A 16,349-nucleotide genomic window follows, 5' to 3' on the forward strand; every position below is an offset into this window, starting at 1 on the left:
CGGCGTCGGGCTGGACCTCAGCGCCTACTACCCCAACCAGCGGATCACCGATCTTGAATTCCTTCGACAACATCCTCGTCGATGAAATCGTTCATCGTATAGCATCGGTATGTTGCATTAAAATTAAAAATAAAGTACAGCCATAGAATACTAGTCACTAAATTTGACGAGACACGAGCAATTCTTTGACATTACACTCTTTAAAAACAACATTATTTTTCTTAAGCTCTCTAATATATGCTGAGTACCTCATATTAACTAACATAAACCCTTCTTCAATAGTATTTAAGGTAAATTCCTTTGAAGCCAACTCCATTAATGTATTTAAAACAGAATCAAGATAATCATGAATATTCTCTATTAAAATATGTGCATATGATGGAGTGGTGCCATCATGAACTATCGTATTTCTTGCACGGTATATACGCCTAATTTGCCACTCAATTCTTCTGGAATGAGAGTCTAAAACTTGCACGATTTTAGTAGGTGACGAAAACAACTCTAACAAACAATTATACCTATAATGAAGTAAGTGAAAATCATCGAAAGAAGCAACTAAACGCTCCCTCTCATCTTTGTATCCATCAAGTGCAAGAAGATTATAGACCTTCTCGACAAATGAATCACCGTTGACATGTCTAATTATTTCTTTAAATAATCCTGCTTTCCACAACAGACAATCCTTAACGAATCGCTTAACAATTTTACTAATATAACCAATTGTCAGAAATGGCATTACTGAATTAGAAATATTTTCTATTTGAGATATCTTCTCTTCATTACTACTAGGCACAATAGTCTCAAGTGCTATCCACAAGTTAATTATTTGATTCTCTACTGAATCACTATCTAGAGCTAATGCATGTAGCTCTGCACTACGATTGAATTTAAGGAATGAGGCTTTTTTCATAGAAAACCCATCTATGAATAAGTTTAGCTTATATGCTGCTGCCTCTGTCTTAAAATCTTTGCATTTATGCATCGGATTCTGATGAACAGATAAAACCTTAGAAGCATTGGTTCTCCCGCATATTACTAACGCTTTAGCTATTGGCTTAGGCGACTTTTTATGATGATATAATCCAATCAAAGTTTGTAATTGATCGAATTTGATATCTGCTTCTTTTTTTGCTGCATGATGCTCCTTAGCTGTCGGGTTCCGCCTGATTGATTACAGACTGTGTAAACAGCTCCGGCCGTTCGGCCTGCCACTCCTTCATTGCTGCAACAGGTGCCCTGTGGTGTAGTGCCTTCTGAGGAATATGGTGGTTGTATAACCAGCAATACCGCTCGAGAGTCTGTTCTAAATCCTCACTTGAGTCATAGCGCCGAGTCGCCAGCACATCGCTGATACGCCCATTGAAGCGCTCCACCATTCCGTTCGTTTGGGGTCTGCCTGGCTTGATCAGTCGATGCTCAATGCCATGGTTCTGACATTCCTGATCGAAAAGATGATGCCCACTGGGCTTACGCTCGCCGCCCACGGTGAAGCGATCGGTAAAGGATTTACCATTGTCCGTGAGCACGGTTCGAATCGTGAAGGGAGCCTCCTCTTCCACACGCTTCATGAACGCCCGGGCATCCTTTGCAGATTGACTTGATCTGACCTCCAGATACACCCACCGAGTGGCACGATCAATCGCGACGTAGAGATAACGCTTGTGATCTTCGTCAGGCATTTGGGGCAGATGCTTGATATCTATGTGCATATACCCGGGCTCATAATCCTTGAAAGGCCGATGCTTAGGCTTCTCGTCGCCTTCCGCGTCTCGACGTGCCAGCTTGGCGAGAGTTGGCACTTCACACCGTTTGAGCATGCGCTGAAGCGCGGAACGTGACAGTTTTGGGTTCAGGAATTCACGAGCAACGACAAGTAGATCATCGAGTCCCAGCCGTAGTAACTCACGAGCGGCGATGACTATCTCTTCCTGCTCTGAGGTCAGAGTCGCCAGTAGGTTATGACGTGTGTGGGAACGATCCAGGACATCATCACGATGACGCCAGCGCTGGATAGTTGAGACGCTGACCCCAAACTGACGAGCAAGATCTTTGTTGGTCATACCGGCAGGAGCTGCTTGGATGTCGGCACGAATTTTCGGTGTCGTCGTCGCTTGCTTATGCAGCTTGATGTCCATGAAGCCTTTCCTGAATAAATTGCTTGATGAGCTCACGCGAGGCTAACAAAGGATAGCTTCGTTGTGAAATCCGATCATCCGGCACCCTACACTTAGCCTTACACTTCACACACAAATAGGTACTACTACTATCTAAATTAAAGTTGCCATTTATTATGGCTTCATTAAAGTCACTCAGTTGCCCACTTATAACTATATTGAACTTTCTTGCAGAATCTTCAAATTGACTAAAATACTTCGGCGCCTTATAAATAACAACGTAGTCTTCCTCATCACATGAGAAAAAAGACAAAAAATCCTTTATCGCAGAATTTCCAGCGATACGATTATCGCCGTAATTAAAATAACCATGAGTAACATTTCTAATATAGTGTGATGTATAACCACTATTAAGGAGAGTAGTCACATAAGACTTGGCAATTTTATTTATTTTATAAAAGCTATCTCCCGACGTAATGCAAGAGATCAATAGCTCTTCATTTCTTTTCTTATACAAATCTATTGGCACTTGTGTCTTTAAGAGACTTAAACAGGATTCAACATCAACGTCGGGGGAGTTTCGGTTTTTTAATACATTCGCAATCTCTCTTAAATCATCAGATAAAATAGATTCAATAATTATATCATCGTCTAAAGTTTCACACAGTTCATCCAGTACATGTCGTAAATTAGGCTTCTTAATCACACCCCTTCTTATTGAATAAAAAACCTCCATCGCCTCATGTATTAGCAAGCTTGAATTCATTGCCAGCGGCTTATAAGAATCTAATGTGAAGTCAAATATCAATTCATCTAAAACTTGAGAGAAAAAAATCAATGATTGAGAATGTTCAACATCATCCCATTTTTCTAATCGCCTAAATTTCACAAGTCATTCCTTCGAAATAAAGTTTGCCTAAGAAACCACAACCCTTATAATACAATATCAAATAAAAAAACACTAAAAACATACCGTAAAGATGAAAAAATTACGGCATGCAATAAAGGTCTAGTTAGACTCTATTAACATCGCTGCTGCGCTTGGACGACGGTGACGGCAATCACATTGATGATGTCGGCGGTGGAGCAGCCGCGAGAGAGGTCGTTGGCGGGTTTGGCGAGGCCCTGGAGCAGCGGGCCGATGGCTTCTGCGCCGCCGATGCGTTCGGCGAGCTTGTAGCCGATATTGCCGGCTTCCAGATTGGGGAACACCAGCACGTTGGAGGTGCCTTTGACGCGCGAGGTGGGCAGCTTGCGCTCGGCGATTTCCGCCACGATGGCGGCGTCGAGCTGCACGTCTTCATCAATGGCGATCTCCGGACGTTGCGCCCGCACGAGATGCGCGGCCTGAACCACCTTGTCCACCGACGCGTGATGCGCGCTGCCATTGGTGGAGAACGACAGCATCGCCACCCGTGGGTCTTCCCCGAGCAGGGCCTGGGCGCTGTCGGCGGCGGCCAGCGCGATCTGCGAAAGCTCTTCCGCGTCGGGGTCGATCACCAGCCCACAGTCCGAGAAGATCATGCCGCCCTTCAGGTTGTGGAACGGCTTGCACAGCATCATCAGAAAGAAGCTGGAGACCAGCTTGCTGCCCGGTGCCAGGCCCAGTAACTGGATGGCGCTGCGCACCACATCGGCAGTGGTATTCACCGCCCCCGCCACCGAGCCATCCGCCAGCCCTTCGCGCACCAGCATGTTGGCGAATGTCAGCGGATCACGAATCTTCTCGGCGGCCTGCTCCGCCGTCATCCCCTTGGCCGCGCGATGGGCGTGCAGCGCCTCGGCAAGCCTGGCGGTGTGCTCGGAGATGGCGGGGTCGATCAGCTCACAGCTTCCCAGCGAGCCATCCTCGAGCCCGGCTTCTCTGGCAGTGGCGGCGATGACGGTCGGGTCGCCCACCAGCATCACCTGCGCCAGGCCCTGCTCCGCCGCGCTCACCGCCGCCTGCACCACCCGCATGTCCTGCCCTTCGCAGAGCACGATACGACGCGGGTCAGCCTTGGCCCGCGCCAGAATGTTGTTGAGTGCCTTCATGTCTGTCTCCTCGCTGCCCCTGCAGGCAGCCGACACATCCAAAAAGCCCCGGACATCAGAAATGGCCGGGGCAAGGGAGAGGTTCCGTCTAGCTTGCGTGTTGCGCCATGTTCGCTTGCGCGCCTGTCCACTCAGGCGCGCAAGGGCCGGGCGTTACACGTAATCCTGATACTTCTCGAGCAGACGCACCGGCTTCTTGAGGGCGTCGCGGCGGAACGGGTCGCCCAGTTCGCGCGTACACATCACCTCGATGACGCAGGTCTTGCCGTCGTTCATCTGCATGTCGATGGCCTTCTTGAGCGCCGGGCCCACGTCTTCCAGACGGTCGACGGTGATACCTTCGGCCCCCATGGAGCGCGCGATCTCGGCGAAGCTCTGGTTGTCCAGCTCACCGGCGACGAAGCGACGGTTGTAGAACTCGACCTGGTTCTTCTTCTCGGCGCCCCACTGGCGGTTGTGGAAGACGACGGCGGTGACCGGAATGTCGTGACGCACAGCGGTCATGATTTCCATCAGGCTCATGCCCCAGGCGCCGTCACCGGCGTAGGCGATGGCCGGACGTTCCGGCGCGGCGGTCTTGGCACCCATGATGGTCGGCAGGGCGTAACCGCAGTTGCCGAAGCTCATCGGGGCGAAGAAGCTGCGCGGCTTGTCGAAGCGCAGGTAGCTGTGGGCCACGGAATTGATGTTGCCGATATCGGTGGAGACCATGACATCTTCCGGCATGGCCTTTTCCAGCTCGCGCAGGACCTGACGCGGGTGCAGGTATTCGCCGCCGGAGAACGGCTTCTCGTCCTTGGCCTCGTCGATGGCGTCGAGGCTGAAGGCGTCCTTCTCGTGGGTCCACTCGTCAAGCTCGGCTTCCCAGGCGGCCTTCTCTTCGCGGATGGTGCTGAGGCGCGAATCCTTGGTGGCATCGCACTCGAGATTGCGACCGGACAGGCGCTCGGTCAGGGCGATGGCCGCTTCACGCGCGTCACCGCAGATGCCGACGGAGATCTTCTTCACCAGGCCCAGCATCTTGTGGTCGGCGTCGATCTGGATGATCTTCGCGTCCTTCGGCCAGTAGTCCATGCCGTGCTGCGGCAGGGTACCGAACGGCCCGAGACGCGTGCCCAGCGCGATGACGACATCGGCCTGCGCGATCAGCTTCATGCCCGCCTTGGAGCCCTGATAGCCGAGCGGACCACACCACAGCGGGTGGCTGGCCGGGAAGGAATCGTTGTGCTGGTAGCTGTTGACCACCGGCGCGCCGAGACGCTCTGCCAGTGCCTTGCACTCCTCGACGCCATCCGCCATCACCACACCGCCACCGGAGACGATGACCGGGAACCTGGCGCTGGCCAGCAGCTCGGCTGCCTCATCCAGACTCTTGCTGCCACCCGGGCCACGGTCCACGCGTGCCGGCTTGGGAATCTCGCACTCGATCTCGCCGTAGAAGTAGTCACGCGGAATGTTGAGCTGGGTCGGGCCCATCTCGGACATGGCGCGGTCGAAGCAGCGACCGGTGTATTCCGCCATGCGCGACGGGTGGGTGACGTGGCCCTGGTACTTGGTGAATTCCTGGAACATCGGCAGCTGCTTGCATTCCTGGAAGCCGCCCAGGCCGATGCCGGTGGTGCCGGCTTCCGGGGTGACGATGACTACCGGGCTGTGCGCCCAGTAAGCGGCCGCGATGCCGGTGACGCAGTTGGAGATGCCCGGGCCGTTCTGGCCGATGACCATGCCATGACGACCGGAGACACGCGCATAGCCGTCGGCCATGTGAGCGGCGCCCTGCTCATGCACCACCGGGATCAGACGGATGCCGGCCGGCGCGAAGATGTCCATCGCATCCATGAAGGCGGAACCCATGATGCCGAACATGTCGGTGACGCCATTGGCGACCATGGTTTCCACGAAAGCCTCGGAGGGCGTCATCTTCTGCTTGCCCTGCACGACCTTGCGGTTGTCTGCGCTGTCTTGAGTGCTCATGGCGTCTCCAACTATCAATTTTATGTTTATTGGTACATTTAGTTCCGATTACCGAAACATGTGACCAAAATTAGCCCCCGCCATGGCGCTCGTCAAGCTAGATTTCATAAAATGATAGAAAACGTGTGTTTTTTAGAAACTTCTTCCGTCCTATGGAGTACTGTTAAAGTAGGCACAGCAACGCAAGGCACTGACAGGCCGAGCGTTTCGGCGCCACACTGCCCAGCGCACGGATTGAAGGAGGGAACAGCCCATGAACAGTGCCACCCAGCCCCAGGCAAGCCTGCCGCGTGCCAGCAAGGACGCTGACAAGGACACCGGCAAGGAAGGCAGCAAGATAGAGGGTGATACGCCCGCCCAGCGTCTGCTGGCGCTGCTGGAAGTGATCGCCGCCAAGGATCAGTTCTTCACGCTGCAAGGACTGGTGGAAGAGACCGGCCTGCCCAAGCCGACGCTGCATCGCATGCTCCAGCAGCTGGAAGGCAGCGGCATGCTGCAGCGCGAGGCGGACAACCGCCATTACAGCAAGGGCAGTCGGCTGCGCCGTCTGGCGGAAAATCTGCTGCTCAACGATACCGTGCAGGGCGCGCGCCACGGCGTGCTCAGCCGGCTGATGGAAGAAGTGGGGGAAAGCTGCAACATCACCGCGCTGTCGGGCAGCGAGGTGCTGTATCTGGATCGCGTCGAGACCCAGGCGCCGCTGCGCTTCTATCTGCATCCCGGTTCACGGGTGCCGGTGCATTGCTCCGCCAGCGGCAAGCTGTTTCTGGCCCAGATGCCGCCCGCCCAGCGCCGCCGCCTGCTCAAGGGCACACCGCTGAACGCGATGACGCGCAATACCCTGACCGACATCGACTCCGTCGAGGCCGAGATCGAGCAGGTTCGCCGGCAGGGCTATGCACTGGATGATGAGGAATTCCTGCCCGGGCTGGTGTGCATCGCGGTGCTGGCACCCAACCCGGACGGGCCGTCCAACATCGGCGTGGCGATCCAGGCGCCGGTGATGCGTCAGTCGCGCGAGGACATGCTCAAGCATCTGCCGGCACTCGAGCGCGCCGCCCGGGACATCGCCGCCATCCAGCGTGGGGCGATTCCGTCCTCCTGAGGCCAGCGGGCTGGGGCTGGGCTGGGCTGAAGCTCGGCAGAAGCTGGACAGCGACAGACACAAGGTCGTGCTTCCCGTGATGCGCGTGAGGGGCTAGCCTAGCGGACTGCCTTCTACACGCCACGTCGAGAACACCATGTCCGCCAGCGATGCCTTGCGTCTTGTCCTGCTGTCCACCCTGTGGGGCATGTCTTTCATCTTCATGCGCGTGGCCGCGCCGGAATTCGGCCCGACCACATTGATTCTGCTGCGCATGGGCATCGGCGCGCTGGTGCTGGCCCCGCTGCTGCTGGGCGCGGGCCGCCTGAAGATGCTGTGGGAACACAAGGGCTCGCTTGCGGTGCTGGGCCTGACCAGTCAGGCACTGCCCTTCTGCCTGCTGGCGCTGGCCACCACCCAGCTGGAGGCCGGCTTCACCTCGCTGATCAACGCCACCACGCCGCTGTTCACCGCGCTGCTGGGCATGGCGCTGTTCGCCACGCCGATCCAGAAGCAACAGTATCTGGGACTGGCCGTGGCCTTCAGCGGGGTCTATGTGCTGTCGAGTGACCGCCTCGATTTCCAGCTCGGCGGCGATGGCTGGTTCATCCTCGCCGCCCTGGGGGCGACCTTCTGCTACGGCTTCGCCTCCAATTTCTCGCGCCAGCGCCTGAGTCACCTGCCCTCACCGGTGCTGGCCGCGGGTAGCTCGCTGATGTCGTCCCTGCTGTTGCTGATTCCGGGCCTGTGGATGTGGCCGACAACCAGCGTCAGCCTGGAGGCCTGGGGCAGCGCCATCGCGCTGGCGGTACTCAGCACCAGCCTCGCCTTCCTGATCTTCTTCCGCCTGCTGGCCAGCGCCGGCGCCACCGCGACCACTTCCGTCACCTTCCTGGTACCGGTCAGCGCCTTGCTGTGGGGCAACATGCTGCTCGATGAGGTGATCGATGCGCGCATCCTCACCGGCATGGGCATCACCCTGCTGGGCACCGCCATCGCCACCCGTCTGATTCGCCTGCCGACTCGCCAGAAAGTCGCCTGACGGCTGCCGCGCAATGCCAGAAGGCCCGCCCCTGAACGTGAGGTTCATGGGCGGGCCTTTTGGTTTATGGGGCTTTGGTTTTAGAGCTTTTTGGGGCTGGAGAGCTCAGACACTAGTCATTCGGGTCAACCGGCTCAGCCGGTCAATCGAATCAGCCCGCCGCTTCCTCGGCGGCATCCGCCAGCGCTTCAAAGACACGCGCCACGGCTTCCGCGCCCGGGTCGTTGTGGCCGACCAGATGGGCGGCGGGCACATAGGCGGAGCGTCCGGCCCGTGCCTTGGCCATCTCCGCGGTGGCATCCGCCCCTTGGCGGGCGGCGCGTGCCATCGCGGCCCAGTCGATGCGCTCGCCCTGCACCGACGCCTGCAGTGCGTCCAACGCCGGCAACAGCGCATCCAGCAGACTGCGGTCCCCGCGCACGGCGCCGCCGTAATGCTGCATCCGCCCCACACCGTGATCGAGCGCCTCATGCCAGCGCTGCCCCAGCGAGGCAGGTGCACGGGCGTCTGCCTCGCTGGCTTGCGTCTTCCACCGCGTCGCCGCCGCGGTGAACAGGGTCGAGAGCAGCACGCCACTGGAACCGCCCATGCCGTAGGCCAGCTGCTTGCCGATGGAGGTCATCAACTCGCCACTGTCACCACAGGCCAGCTCACAGTCCTCCAGCGCTTCCAGCACGGCACGGGCACCGCCGGCAAAGGTGGTGCCGGTATCCCCGTCCCCGCTGATGGCATCGAGACGATCGAGATCCACCTCACTGGCCAGCAGGACTTCCAGCACAGCACGCAGCCGCTGCTCGACCTGAGGGTCGCCCGGCAGCGCTACCCTCGCCCGGCCTTCCCGGGCAGCACGCGCCTGGCAATCGGCCTTGGCTCGGGCGCGCTCGGCAAGCGTGGAGGCGTCTTGAACAGCGCGCCCCCCCTCCTGACGAGGCGTGAAATGCGCCAGCGGCACCACCCGCTGAACACCGGGCCAGGCACGCGGCGCACAGCGGGCGTCCAGTGCCTCTTCCAGCAAGCCGTCCAGCGGCAACAGCGTCAGCGAGAAGCCGTGCATGTCCAGTGAGGTCATCAGCGGCTGCGGCCCCACCACGGCGTGAATGCCCAGCGCCTTGAGCGACGGATGCCCCAGCGCCTCGTCGAGCAGGACCGCGCGCTCCAATGCCGAGCAGCCACCCAGATCATTGATCATCAACAGATGGCCGGTGGCGGGCAAGTCACCCCCGGCCTCCTTGCGCGAATGCCCCTGTATCAGCGCCGCCACTACCTGATCCATCAGGGCATGCACGTCGCAGTCTCCGGCATGGCTGCCGAACTCCAGCGTGGTGGCGCCCGGCTCGCCATGAATGCCGAGCCCCAGCTCCGGCGCGCGTGGCTCACGCGGCTTGCCGGGATGACGCCCGACATCGAGTGCCATGCCCAGGGTCGAGCAGCTGTCCGCCACCCGGCGCGCCACGGCGGTGACCTCCTCGAGATCCGCGCCGCCTGCCGCCAGTGCCCCGGCAATCTTGTGGACCAGTAAGGTGCCAGCCAGCCCGCGCGGCTGTGGGTTGTCAGGCAGCGCCACATCATCGGCGACGATGACCATCTCGACCTTGAGTCCTTCCTGACGTGCCCGTTCGGCCGCCAGACCGAAATTGAGGCGGTCTCCGGTGTAGTTCTTGACGATCAACAGGGTCCCCGCGTCACCGGTCACCTCTCTGAGCGCCGCGAGCACCGCCTCCACCGTCGGTGAGGCGAACAGCTCGCCACATACCGCCGCGGTGAGCATGCCGGCCCCGACGAAGCCGGCATGCGCGGGCTCATGCCCGGAACCGCCGCCGGAAATCAGCGCGACCTGATCGCGCTGCCAGTCATCGCGCACCACCAGGCGCATGCCGCTGTCCGGCGCGGACAGGCGCAGGCCGCTGCCATCGGGATGCTGCAACTGGGCACTGCCGGAAAGCGCCGCGCCGATGATATCGCCCGACTGATGGAAGAACTGATTGACGCACTGTCGGCCTGTCTCGTTGTGACTCATCCTTCACTCCTTGAGGACCCTCGCCCTGCTGGTGACATGACGCCTGTCATCTCTCTGCCAGTGTCAGTCAACCATTGCCCATGCGGGATTGCCATCCGACATGACGATCAGTCCCGAGGCAGACAGAGACGACAGGGCGATACCGAGCTGACAGAAGCTCCGAGATGTCAGAAGCTCCGAGATGACAGAAGCTCCGAGATGTCAGAAGTTCTGAGAGGCAGTGATAGCACAAGCACATGGCAATGCGGCGTCAGCCTGCCATCCGCGCTGTCACCCGTCGATGACCGGGCGGGTGGCGGGGTCACGCGCAGGCGTGAGGGGGATGGCGCTGTCTGCACGTGTCGCGGCGGAGGCCTGGGCCAGGGTGTCCAGCGGCGAGGCGACGGGGATCTCGGGAGGCAGCCGTGGGGAGGTGCCGGCGGCGTGACGCGCTCTGGAGGAAGAGTCCTGCAAAGCGCTGATGCGGGGCGCCTCGCCGTGCCGCAAGGGGGCATGCAGATGGTAGCCGTGCTTGCCGCTGCGCTTGACGCGATACATCGCCTGATCGGCATATTCCAATGCGGTCGCGAAGTTGCCGTTGGCGTCTCGGCCGAAGCAGACCCCGATGCTCAGGCCGATGCTGGCCTGTCCCGTGCTGATCTCGAGGGGCTGGCCGAAGCGTGCCAGCCAGCGCCGCACGATCATCTCGATACGCGCCGGTGTCATGCGCGGCAGCTGGAACAGGAACTCATCCCCGCCGAAGCGCGCGGCCAGGTGGTGATGGACGCCCAGATGATGCAGCTCTTCATTGAGACCGTGGGCGAGCAATACCAGCACTTCATCGCCAGCACGATGTCCCAGCGCATCATTGACCTGCTTGAAGCCATCCACGTCGATGAACAACAGCGCACTGTCGTCCGCCAGCTGGCGCTTGAACCAGCCATTGATGGCCTGGCGATTGGAAAGCCCCGTCAGTGCATCGGTGCTGGCCAGGGCATTGAGGCGAGTCTCGTAATCCTTCTCGTGGCTGATGTCGGTATGGGTGCCCAGCAGCCGCAGCGCCTTGCCATTCGCGTCACGTTCGACGACTCGCCCCCTGTCCGCGACCCAGGTGATGCTGCCGTCTCGGGCCAGCATGCGATGCACCACCTGATAGACTTCGGTGCGCCCGGCGAGATGGTCCTCGAGATTGGCGAGCACCTCGTCGCGGTCTTCCGGGTGGAGGTGATCTCGCCAGACATCGAAGTGAGCGTTCAACTCGCCGGGCTGATAACCCAGCATGCGCCCCCAGCGATAGTTGAAGATGGTGAGCTTGCCGGTGGGAACTTCCAGCTGCCAGAGACGCAGGCCCGTGCCGTCGAGGGTCGACGACAACTTCTCCTCCAGACTCGCGACACGGCGCTCCAGACGTGCCTTGTCGCGCTCCATCTGCTGGATCGTGGCCTCAAGCGACTGCTCACGTAGACTCTTGCGTGTCATTCCCTCGTCCCCGGTTGACTCCCTGTCCCGCTACCCGTCACCCACCCGGATAGCCTCGCGGGGGAATCACATTCCCGATCCCCCGCGTGATGGCCCAGGCGACATCCCGATGTCGCACCACCTCGGCCTTTGCTGCCTGCATGCCGGTCTGCATGCCCTGTTCACACGCCCTGTTCACACGCCCTGTGCACACGCCCTGTTCACATGCCCTGTCTGCGCAGGGGGGTGCAGGGGCGACGTGTCGCTCCGGTCGCTCGGGGATCAGAGGGCCAGTTCGCCACCCTTGTCCACGGCGCGCTGGAAGGCGGCGCGCGCCCGGATGCGCGCCAGCCAGTCCTGAATGTTCGGATGATTCTTGAGCCCCTGACGCGTATCGAGCGCCTGGATCGGGAAGCTCATCTGGATATCGGCACCGGTCAGGGCGTCACCGGCAAGCCAGGGGCGACGTTCGAGACAGGTATCCATGTAGGTGAGGTGCGCCTTGATTTCCGGGCTGATGAACTTGTCATTGACTCCCTTGGCCAGCAGGCGGGCGATCGGACGGATCAACCACGGCACCGGTGGCTTGTCGAGACGCGAGAACACCAGCCTGAGCATCAGCGGCAACATGGCGGAGCCTTCGGCGAAGTGCAGCCAGAAACGGTAATCGCGCTCGGCCTGAGTCCCGGGGGCTGGCCTGAGGTGGGCACTCTCCCCACTGCCCTGTGAGCCATAGACATCGATGAGGTATTCGATGATGGCACCGGACTCCGCGACCACAACAGGCGCTCCCGTGTCACCGGACAGCGTGGTGTCGGTGATCACCGGCGCCTTGCCCAGCGGGTGGATGTCCTTGAGTGCCCGGGGCGCACGCATGCTCCCGGCGTCACGGGCATGGATTTCCAGGCGGTATTCCAGATTCAGCTCTTCCAACAGCCACAGAATGCGCTGCGAGCGTGAGTTTTCCAGATGGTGCACCGTGATCATGTCGTCTCCCTGAATCGTGCTTCCTGAACGCAGGCTTCGATGCCGAGTTCGACGAGGATACCCGCCGGGTACCCATCACGTCGGCTCAGCGTTCGAAGATCGTGTCGCCCAGATCATCGATGGTGCGTTTCGCCTTGAGCACGGTCAGCTCCACGGCGCCGTCTTCTCCCGGCACGGTGTCGGAGCGCTCGAAGCGATGCTCCAGCGTCTCGCCCCCTTCCAGTGGCTTGCGAATCACGCCGGAGACCCGGTACTGCCCTTCGTGCTTCTGTGGCATGGCGACGATGAGGTAACCATTGTATTCGACGGCCTCCGGTTCCTTGACCGGCGCAGGCTCGCCTGCGGAAAACAGTTTCTTGAGCATTCCCAGCATGTTGAAGGATCCTTCGGTGGCCGGCCTCTAGTGTCACCGGCATTCACCTGGAAAAAGTGAAAGAAATGAGAGTTTATGATGAGACCCTCAGCATGCCACGCCCCCGTGCCGGGGGAAATGCGACCTTCCCACCAGACACTAAGCCGCATGCCATCCGGGGCACGCGTACGGGCGTCGCGCTGGCCGCTTGCATGGCGCGGCTTGCATGGCACGACTTGCATGGCACAGATGGCAGAACGCCGGCCCCGTCAGCAGTCCGGGGACTGCCACCAGGGCCGGCGTCTTGATGACCCGACAGACATCGTCATCGGGTCAGATGGGCAGGCGATCTCTCAGCATGCGCATCCGGTGATGCCTTACTCGATGCCACGTCCCTTGCTGGCCGCGATACGCAGGCGCAGAGAGTTCAGCTTGATGAAGCCGGCAGCGTCCTTCTGGTCGTAGGCGCCTGCATCGTCCTCGAAGGTCGCGATGGAGGCGTCGAACAGTGAATCCTCGGACTGACGACCCACGACGATGACGTTGCCCTTGTAAAGTTTGAGACGCACGACGCCGTTGACGACCTTCTGGGACTCATCGATGGCCGCCTGCAGCATGCGACGCTCCGGGCTCCACCAGTAACCGTTGTACACCAGCTCAGCGTACTTGGGCATCATCTCGTCCTTCAGGTGAGCCGCTTCGCGGTCCAGGGTGATGGATTCGATGGCACGGTGAGCACGCATCATGATGGTGCCGCCCGGTGTTTCGTAGCAGCCACGGGACTTCATGCCGACATAACGGTTCTCGACGATGTCGAGACGGCCGATGCCGTTGGCGCCGCCGACCTTGTTCAGGTACTCGAGCACTTCGTGAGCGGCCATTTCCTTGCCATCGATGGCAGTGATGTCGCCCTTGGTGTAGGTCAGGTCGATGTAGGTCGCCTCGTTCGGCGCCTGCTCCGGGCTGACGCTCCAGCGCCACATCTCTTCTTCGCACTCGGTCCACGGGTCTTCCAGCACGCCACCTTCATAGGAGATGTGCAGAAGGTTCGCGTCCATGGAGTACGGCGACTTCTTCTTGTTCTTGGCGTAGTCGACTTCGATACCGTGCTGCTCGCAGTATTCCATCAACTTCTCGCGGGAGTTCAGGTCCCACTCACGCCACGGCGCGATGACCTGGATGCCCGGCTTCAGCGCGTAGGCGCCCAGCTCGAAACGCACCTGGTCGTTGCCCTTGCCGGTCGCACCGTGGGAGATGGCGTCAGCGCCGGTCTCGTTGGCGATCTCGACCAGGCGACGCGCGATCAGCGGACGTGCGATGGAGGTGCCCAGCAGGTACTCGCCTTCGTAGATGGCGTTGGCACGGAACATCGGGAAGACGTAATCGCGGACGAAGGTCTCGCGCAGATCCTCGATGTAGATCTCCTTCACGCCGAGGGCTTCCGCCTTGGCACGCGCCGGCTCGACTTCCTCGCCCTGACCGAGGTCAGCGGTGAAGGTCACGACTTCACAGTTGTAGGTTTCCTGCAGCCACTTGACGATGACTGAAGTGTCCAGGCCGCCGGAGTAGGCGAGAACGACCTTTTGCACGTCGGACATGCTTGACTCCTGAGTTGATGCTTGTAGTTCCCGCGATGCCACCGCCCGAGGACGGGGACGCAGGTGGGGATGGATCGTACGGTCGCGAGGAAGGCCTGCCCAGCAGGTGGCCGCCCGTTGCCACTCGAATCACGATGTGGGGCCGATTATAGCGAGGCTGGCACCTCACCGATACTGCTGACAGGCGCTGTCATGGGCAGAACGGGACCTGGCGTCCCCCTGCCGGGGCCGCCCTGACGCCTGCGCCGCGACGTGTCCGTATCGCCCTGCTACAATTGCTCTCCTTGAGCGCCGGCGAGACGCACGGCGCAGCACGAGACGCAATGACGGGATTGGAGATCTTGATGACCCAGGCGAGCGAGCGCACGCTGATGGCACAACGCTTCCGTGGCTTCCTGCCAGTGGTGGTGGACCTCGAGACAGGTGGATTCAATGCCGCCGGAGATGCACTGCTCGAGATCGCTGCCGTCACGCTGACCATGGATGACGACGGCAACATGGTGCCGGATGCCACCTACGCCTTTCACGTGGCGCCCTTTGAAGGGGCCAATATCGAGCAGTCGGCACTGGACTTCACCGGGATCGATCTGGACAACCCGGTACGCAAGCAGGTGGCCGTGGCCGAGAATCAGGCACTGGGCGAAATCTTCAGCCCGATACGCAAGGCCATCAAGGCACACGGCTGCACGCGTGCGGTGCTGGTCGGTCACAACGCGGCCTTCGATCAGGGCTTCCTGAACGCGGCGGTGGAGCGTTGCGGTATCAAGCGCAACCCGTTCCACCCGTTCTCGTGCTTCGATACCGCCTCGCTTGCGGGTCTGGTCTACGGCCAGACGGTACTGGCCCGCGCCTGCCGCGCCGCCGGCATCGAGTTCGACAACGCCTCCGCCCACTCGGCGCGCTATGACACCGAGCGCACCGCGGAGCTGTTCTGCGCGATGGTCAATCGCTTCAAGGACCTGGGCGGCTGGGATCTGGCGATGAAGGAACAGGGCATGAACGACGAGGTGCCCGCCTCGCTCGAGACGCCTGCCACCTGACAGCCAGGGGCTTGCCCGGCCCGGCCGCGCAAGACACTCCTGTGAAATCGCCACACGAAAACGCCCCCGCAGCCTGGCTGCGGGGGCGTTTTGTCTGACAGGCTCCGCTCAGATCAGAACATGCCTGACCCGGGGAGACCGATCACTCGGCAGCCGCTTCCTGAGCGGCCTGCTTGATCATCGGCTCCAGCTCGCCGTTCTGGTACATCTCGACCACGATGTCGCAGCCGCCGACCAGCTCGCCGTTGATCCACAGCTGCGGGAAGGTCGGCCAGTTGGCGTACTTCGGCAGCTCCGCACGGATGTCCGGGTTGTCCAGGATGTTGACGAAGGCGAAACGCTCGCCGCACGCCATCACGGCCTGGACGGTCTGGGCGGAGAAACCGCACTGCGGCAGCTGCGGCGTGCCCTTCATGTACAGCAGGATGGGGTTCTCGCCAATCTGCTTCTCGATCGATTCGATGGTGGTGCTCATGTGCAATCCTCGGACGGTGGGCGCAAGGCCCGTGAGTGTCATTCCCTCATTCTACTGAGGGTGAGCCACGAATTCAGCCCCCGATATTGCCCCAGGGCGAGATTGGTGTCTGCAGGGCAGGCCGGCGATGTCGCTGTCGGCAGGCTGACCGGCGCACGCGCGGGGCGAGGCAAGGGCTCTCGATGCCTCGCGAGA

General features: G+C 60.0%; 14 protein-coding genes. 3 read left to right on the forward strand and 11 right to left on the reverse strand.

Going from position 1 to position 16,349, the window contains the following annotated elements; all coding sequences use genetic code 11:
- Positions 1-157: 157 nt before the first annotated feature.
- The 5 genes from AC26AR_RS12145 to xsc all read right to left on the reverse strand — a co-directional run bounded on the left by AC26AR_RS12145 (position 158) and on the right by xsc (position 6,122).
- Positions 158-982: a hypothetical protein gene (locus AC26AR_RS12145; RefSeq protein WP_488107116.1), complete on the reverse strand. Its 825-nt coding sequence runs from the start codon at positions 980-982 to the stop codon at positions 158-160.
- Between the two features lie 163 nt (positions 983-1,145).
- Complete coding sequence (locus AC26AR_RS12150) at positions 1,146-2,135, reverse strand: IS481 family transposase (RefSeq protein ID WP_488107117.1); 990 nt, start codon at positions 2,133-2,135, stop codon at positions 1,146-1,148.
- Positions 2,116-3,003, reverse strand: a complete 888-nt coding sequence (locus AC26AR_RS12155) for a hypothetical protein (protein WP_488107118.1) — start codon at positions 3,001-3,003, stop codon at positions 2,116-2,118. The genes AC26AR_RS12150 and AC26AR_RS12155 overlap by 20 nt, the downstream gene beginning before the upstream one ends.
- A 134-nt stretch (positions 3,004-3,137) precedes the next feature.
- Positions 3,138-4,148: a phosphate acetyltransferase gene (gene pta / locus AC26AR_RS12160; RefSeq protein WP_488107119.1), complete on the reverse strand. Its 1,011-nt coding sequence runs from the start codon at positions 4,146-4,148 to the stop codon at positions 3,138-3,140.
- A 153-nt stretch (positions 4,149-4,301) separates the two neighbouring features.
- Positions 4,302-6,122 (reverse strand): sulfoacetaldehyde acetyltransferase, encoded by a 1,821-nt coding sequence (xsc, locus tag AC26AR_RS12165; protein ID WP_176503121.1) that lies wholly within the window; start codon positions 6,120-6,122, stop codon positions 4,302-4,304.
- 253 nt (positions 6,123-6,375) lie between these two features.
- Here xsc and AC26AR_RS12170 point away from each other — a divergent pair, with 253 nt between their 5' ends.
- Positions 6,376-7,227 carry an IclR family transcriptional regulator gene (locus tag AC26AR_RS12170; RefSeq protein WP_077374914.1) on the forward strand — a complete coding sequence of 284 codons (852 nt, stop codon included), beginning with the start codon at positions 6,376-6,378 and terminating at the stop codon, positions 7,225-7,227.
- A 136-nt stretch (positions 7,228-7,363) separates the two neighbouring features.
- A complete protein-coding gene (locus AC26AR_RS12175; RefSeq protein WP_271302199.1) occupies positions 7,364-8,248 on the forward strand; it encodes a DMT family transporter in 885 nt (294 codons plus the stop codon).
- 151 nt (positions 8,249-8,399) lie between these two features.
- On the opposite strand, the gene AC26AR_RS12180 is transcribed toward AC26AR_RS12175, so the two are convergent.
- The 5 genes from AC26AR_RS12180 to AC26AR_RS12200 form a co-directional block, all read right to left on the reverse strand.
- Positions 8,400-10,265 carry a dihydroxyacetone kinase subunit DhaK gene (locus AC26AR_RS12180; protein WP_488107120.1) on the reverse strand — a complete coding sequence of 622 codons (1,866 nt, stop codon included), beginning with the start codon at positions 10,263-10,265 and terminating at the stop codon, positions 8,400-8,402.
- Positions 10,266-10,535: 270 nt separating this feature from the next.
- A complete protein-coding gene (locus AC26AR_RS12185) occupies positions 10,536-11,723 on the reverse strand; it encodes a diguanylate cyclase domain-containing protein (RefSeq protein ID WP_488107121.1) in 1,188 nt (395 codons plus the stop codon).
- Between the two features lie 261 nt (positions 11,724-11,984).
- On the reverse strand, positions 11,985-12,689 hold the full coding sequence (locus AC26AR_RS12190; protein WP_077374926.1) for a glutathione S-transferase: 705 nt from the start codon (positions 12,687-12,689) through the stop codon (positions 11,985-11,987).
- 85 nt (positions 12,690-12,774) lie between these two features.
- The gene (locus AC26AR_RS12195; RefSeq protein WP_307722815.1) at positions 12,775-13,062 is read right to left on the reverse strand and encodes an HlyU family transcriptional regulator; all 288 of its coding nucleotides are present in this window, start codon (positions 13,060-13,062) and stop codon (positions 12,775-12,777) included.
- 356 nt (positions 13,063-13,418) lie between these two features.
- Positions 13,419-14,681, reverse strand: a complete 1,263-nt coding sequence (locus AC26AR_RS12200) for an argininosuccinate synthase (protein WP_255303132.1) — start codon at positions 14,679-14,681, stop codon at positions 13,419-13,421.
- Positions 14,682-14,983: 302 nt separating this feature from the next.
- Between AC26AR_RS12200 and rnt the strand changes: the two genes are divergently transcribed.
- Positions 14,984-15,679 carry a ribonuclease T gene (gene rnt, locus AC26AR_RS12205; RefSeq protein ID WP_077375652.1) on the forward strand — a complete coding sequence of 232 codons (696 nt, stop codon included), beginning with the start codon at positions 14,984-14,986 and terminating at the stop codon, positions 15,677-15,679.
- A gap of 142 nt (positions 15,680-15,821) precedes the next feature.
- Here the strand turns inward: rnt and grxD are convergent, their stop codons facing one another.
- Entirely contained in the window at positions 15,822-16,154 is a 333-nt protein-coding gene (gene grxD, locus AC26AR_RS12210) for a Grx4 family monothiol glutaredoxin (RefSeq protein ID WP_077374932.1), read from the reverse strand.
- Positions 16,155-16,349 lie beyond the last annotated feature (195 nt).

It is taken from the genome of Cobetia sp. PS-4MA (genome assembly GCF_057670765.1).

Coding starts and splice junctions, on each gene's coding strand:
- AC26AR_RS12175 (WP_271302199.1), top strand. CDS start 7,364: ATGTCCGCCAGCGATGCCTTGCGTCTTGTCCTGCTGTCCACCCTGTGG.
- grxD (WP_077374932.1), bottom strand. CDS start 16,154: ATGAGCACCACCATCGAATCGATCGAGAAGCAGATTGGCGAGAACCCC.
- AC26AR_RS12145 (WP_488107116.1), bottom strand. CDS start 982: ATGCATAAATGCAAAGATTTTAAGACAGAGGCAGCAGCATATAAGCTA.
- AC26AR_RS12185 (WP_488107121.1), bottom strand. CDS start 11,723: ATGACACGCAAGAGTCTACGTGAGCAGTCGCTTGAGGCCACGATCCAG.
- rnt (WP_077375652.1), top strand. CDS start 14,984: ATGACCCAGGCGAGCGAGCGCACGCTGATGGCACAACGCTTCCGTGGC.
- AC26AR_RS12170 (WP_077374914.1), top strand. CDS start 6,376: ATGAACAGTGCCACCCAGCCCCAGGCAAGCCTGCCGCGTGCCAGCAAG.
- AC26AR_RS12150 (WP_488107117.1), bottom strand. CDS start 2,135: ATGGACATCAAGCTGCATAAGCAAGCGACGACGACACCGAAAATTCGT.
- AC26AR_RS12190 (WP_077374926.1), bottom strand. CDS start 12,689: ATGATCACGGTGCACCATCTGGAAAACTCACGCTCGCAGCGCATTCTG.
- AC26AR_RS12180 (WP_488107120.1), bottom strand. CDS start 10,265: ATGAGTCACAACGAGACAGGCCGACAGTGCGTCAATCAGTTCTTCCAT.
- xsc (WP_176503121.1), bottom strand. CDS start 6,122: ATGAGCACTCAAGACAGCGCAGACAACCGCAAGGTCGTGCAGGGCAAG.
- pta (WP_488107119.1), bottom strand. CDS start 4,148: ATGAAGGCACTCAACAACATTCTGGCGCGGGCCAAGGCTGACCCGCGT.
- AC26AR_RS12195 (WP_307722815.1), bottom strand. CDS start 13,062: ATGCTGGGAATGCTCAAGAAACTGTTTTCCGCAGGCGAGCCTGCGCCG.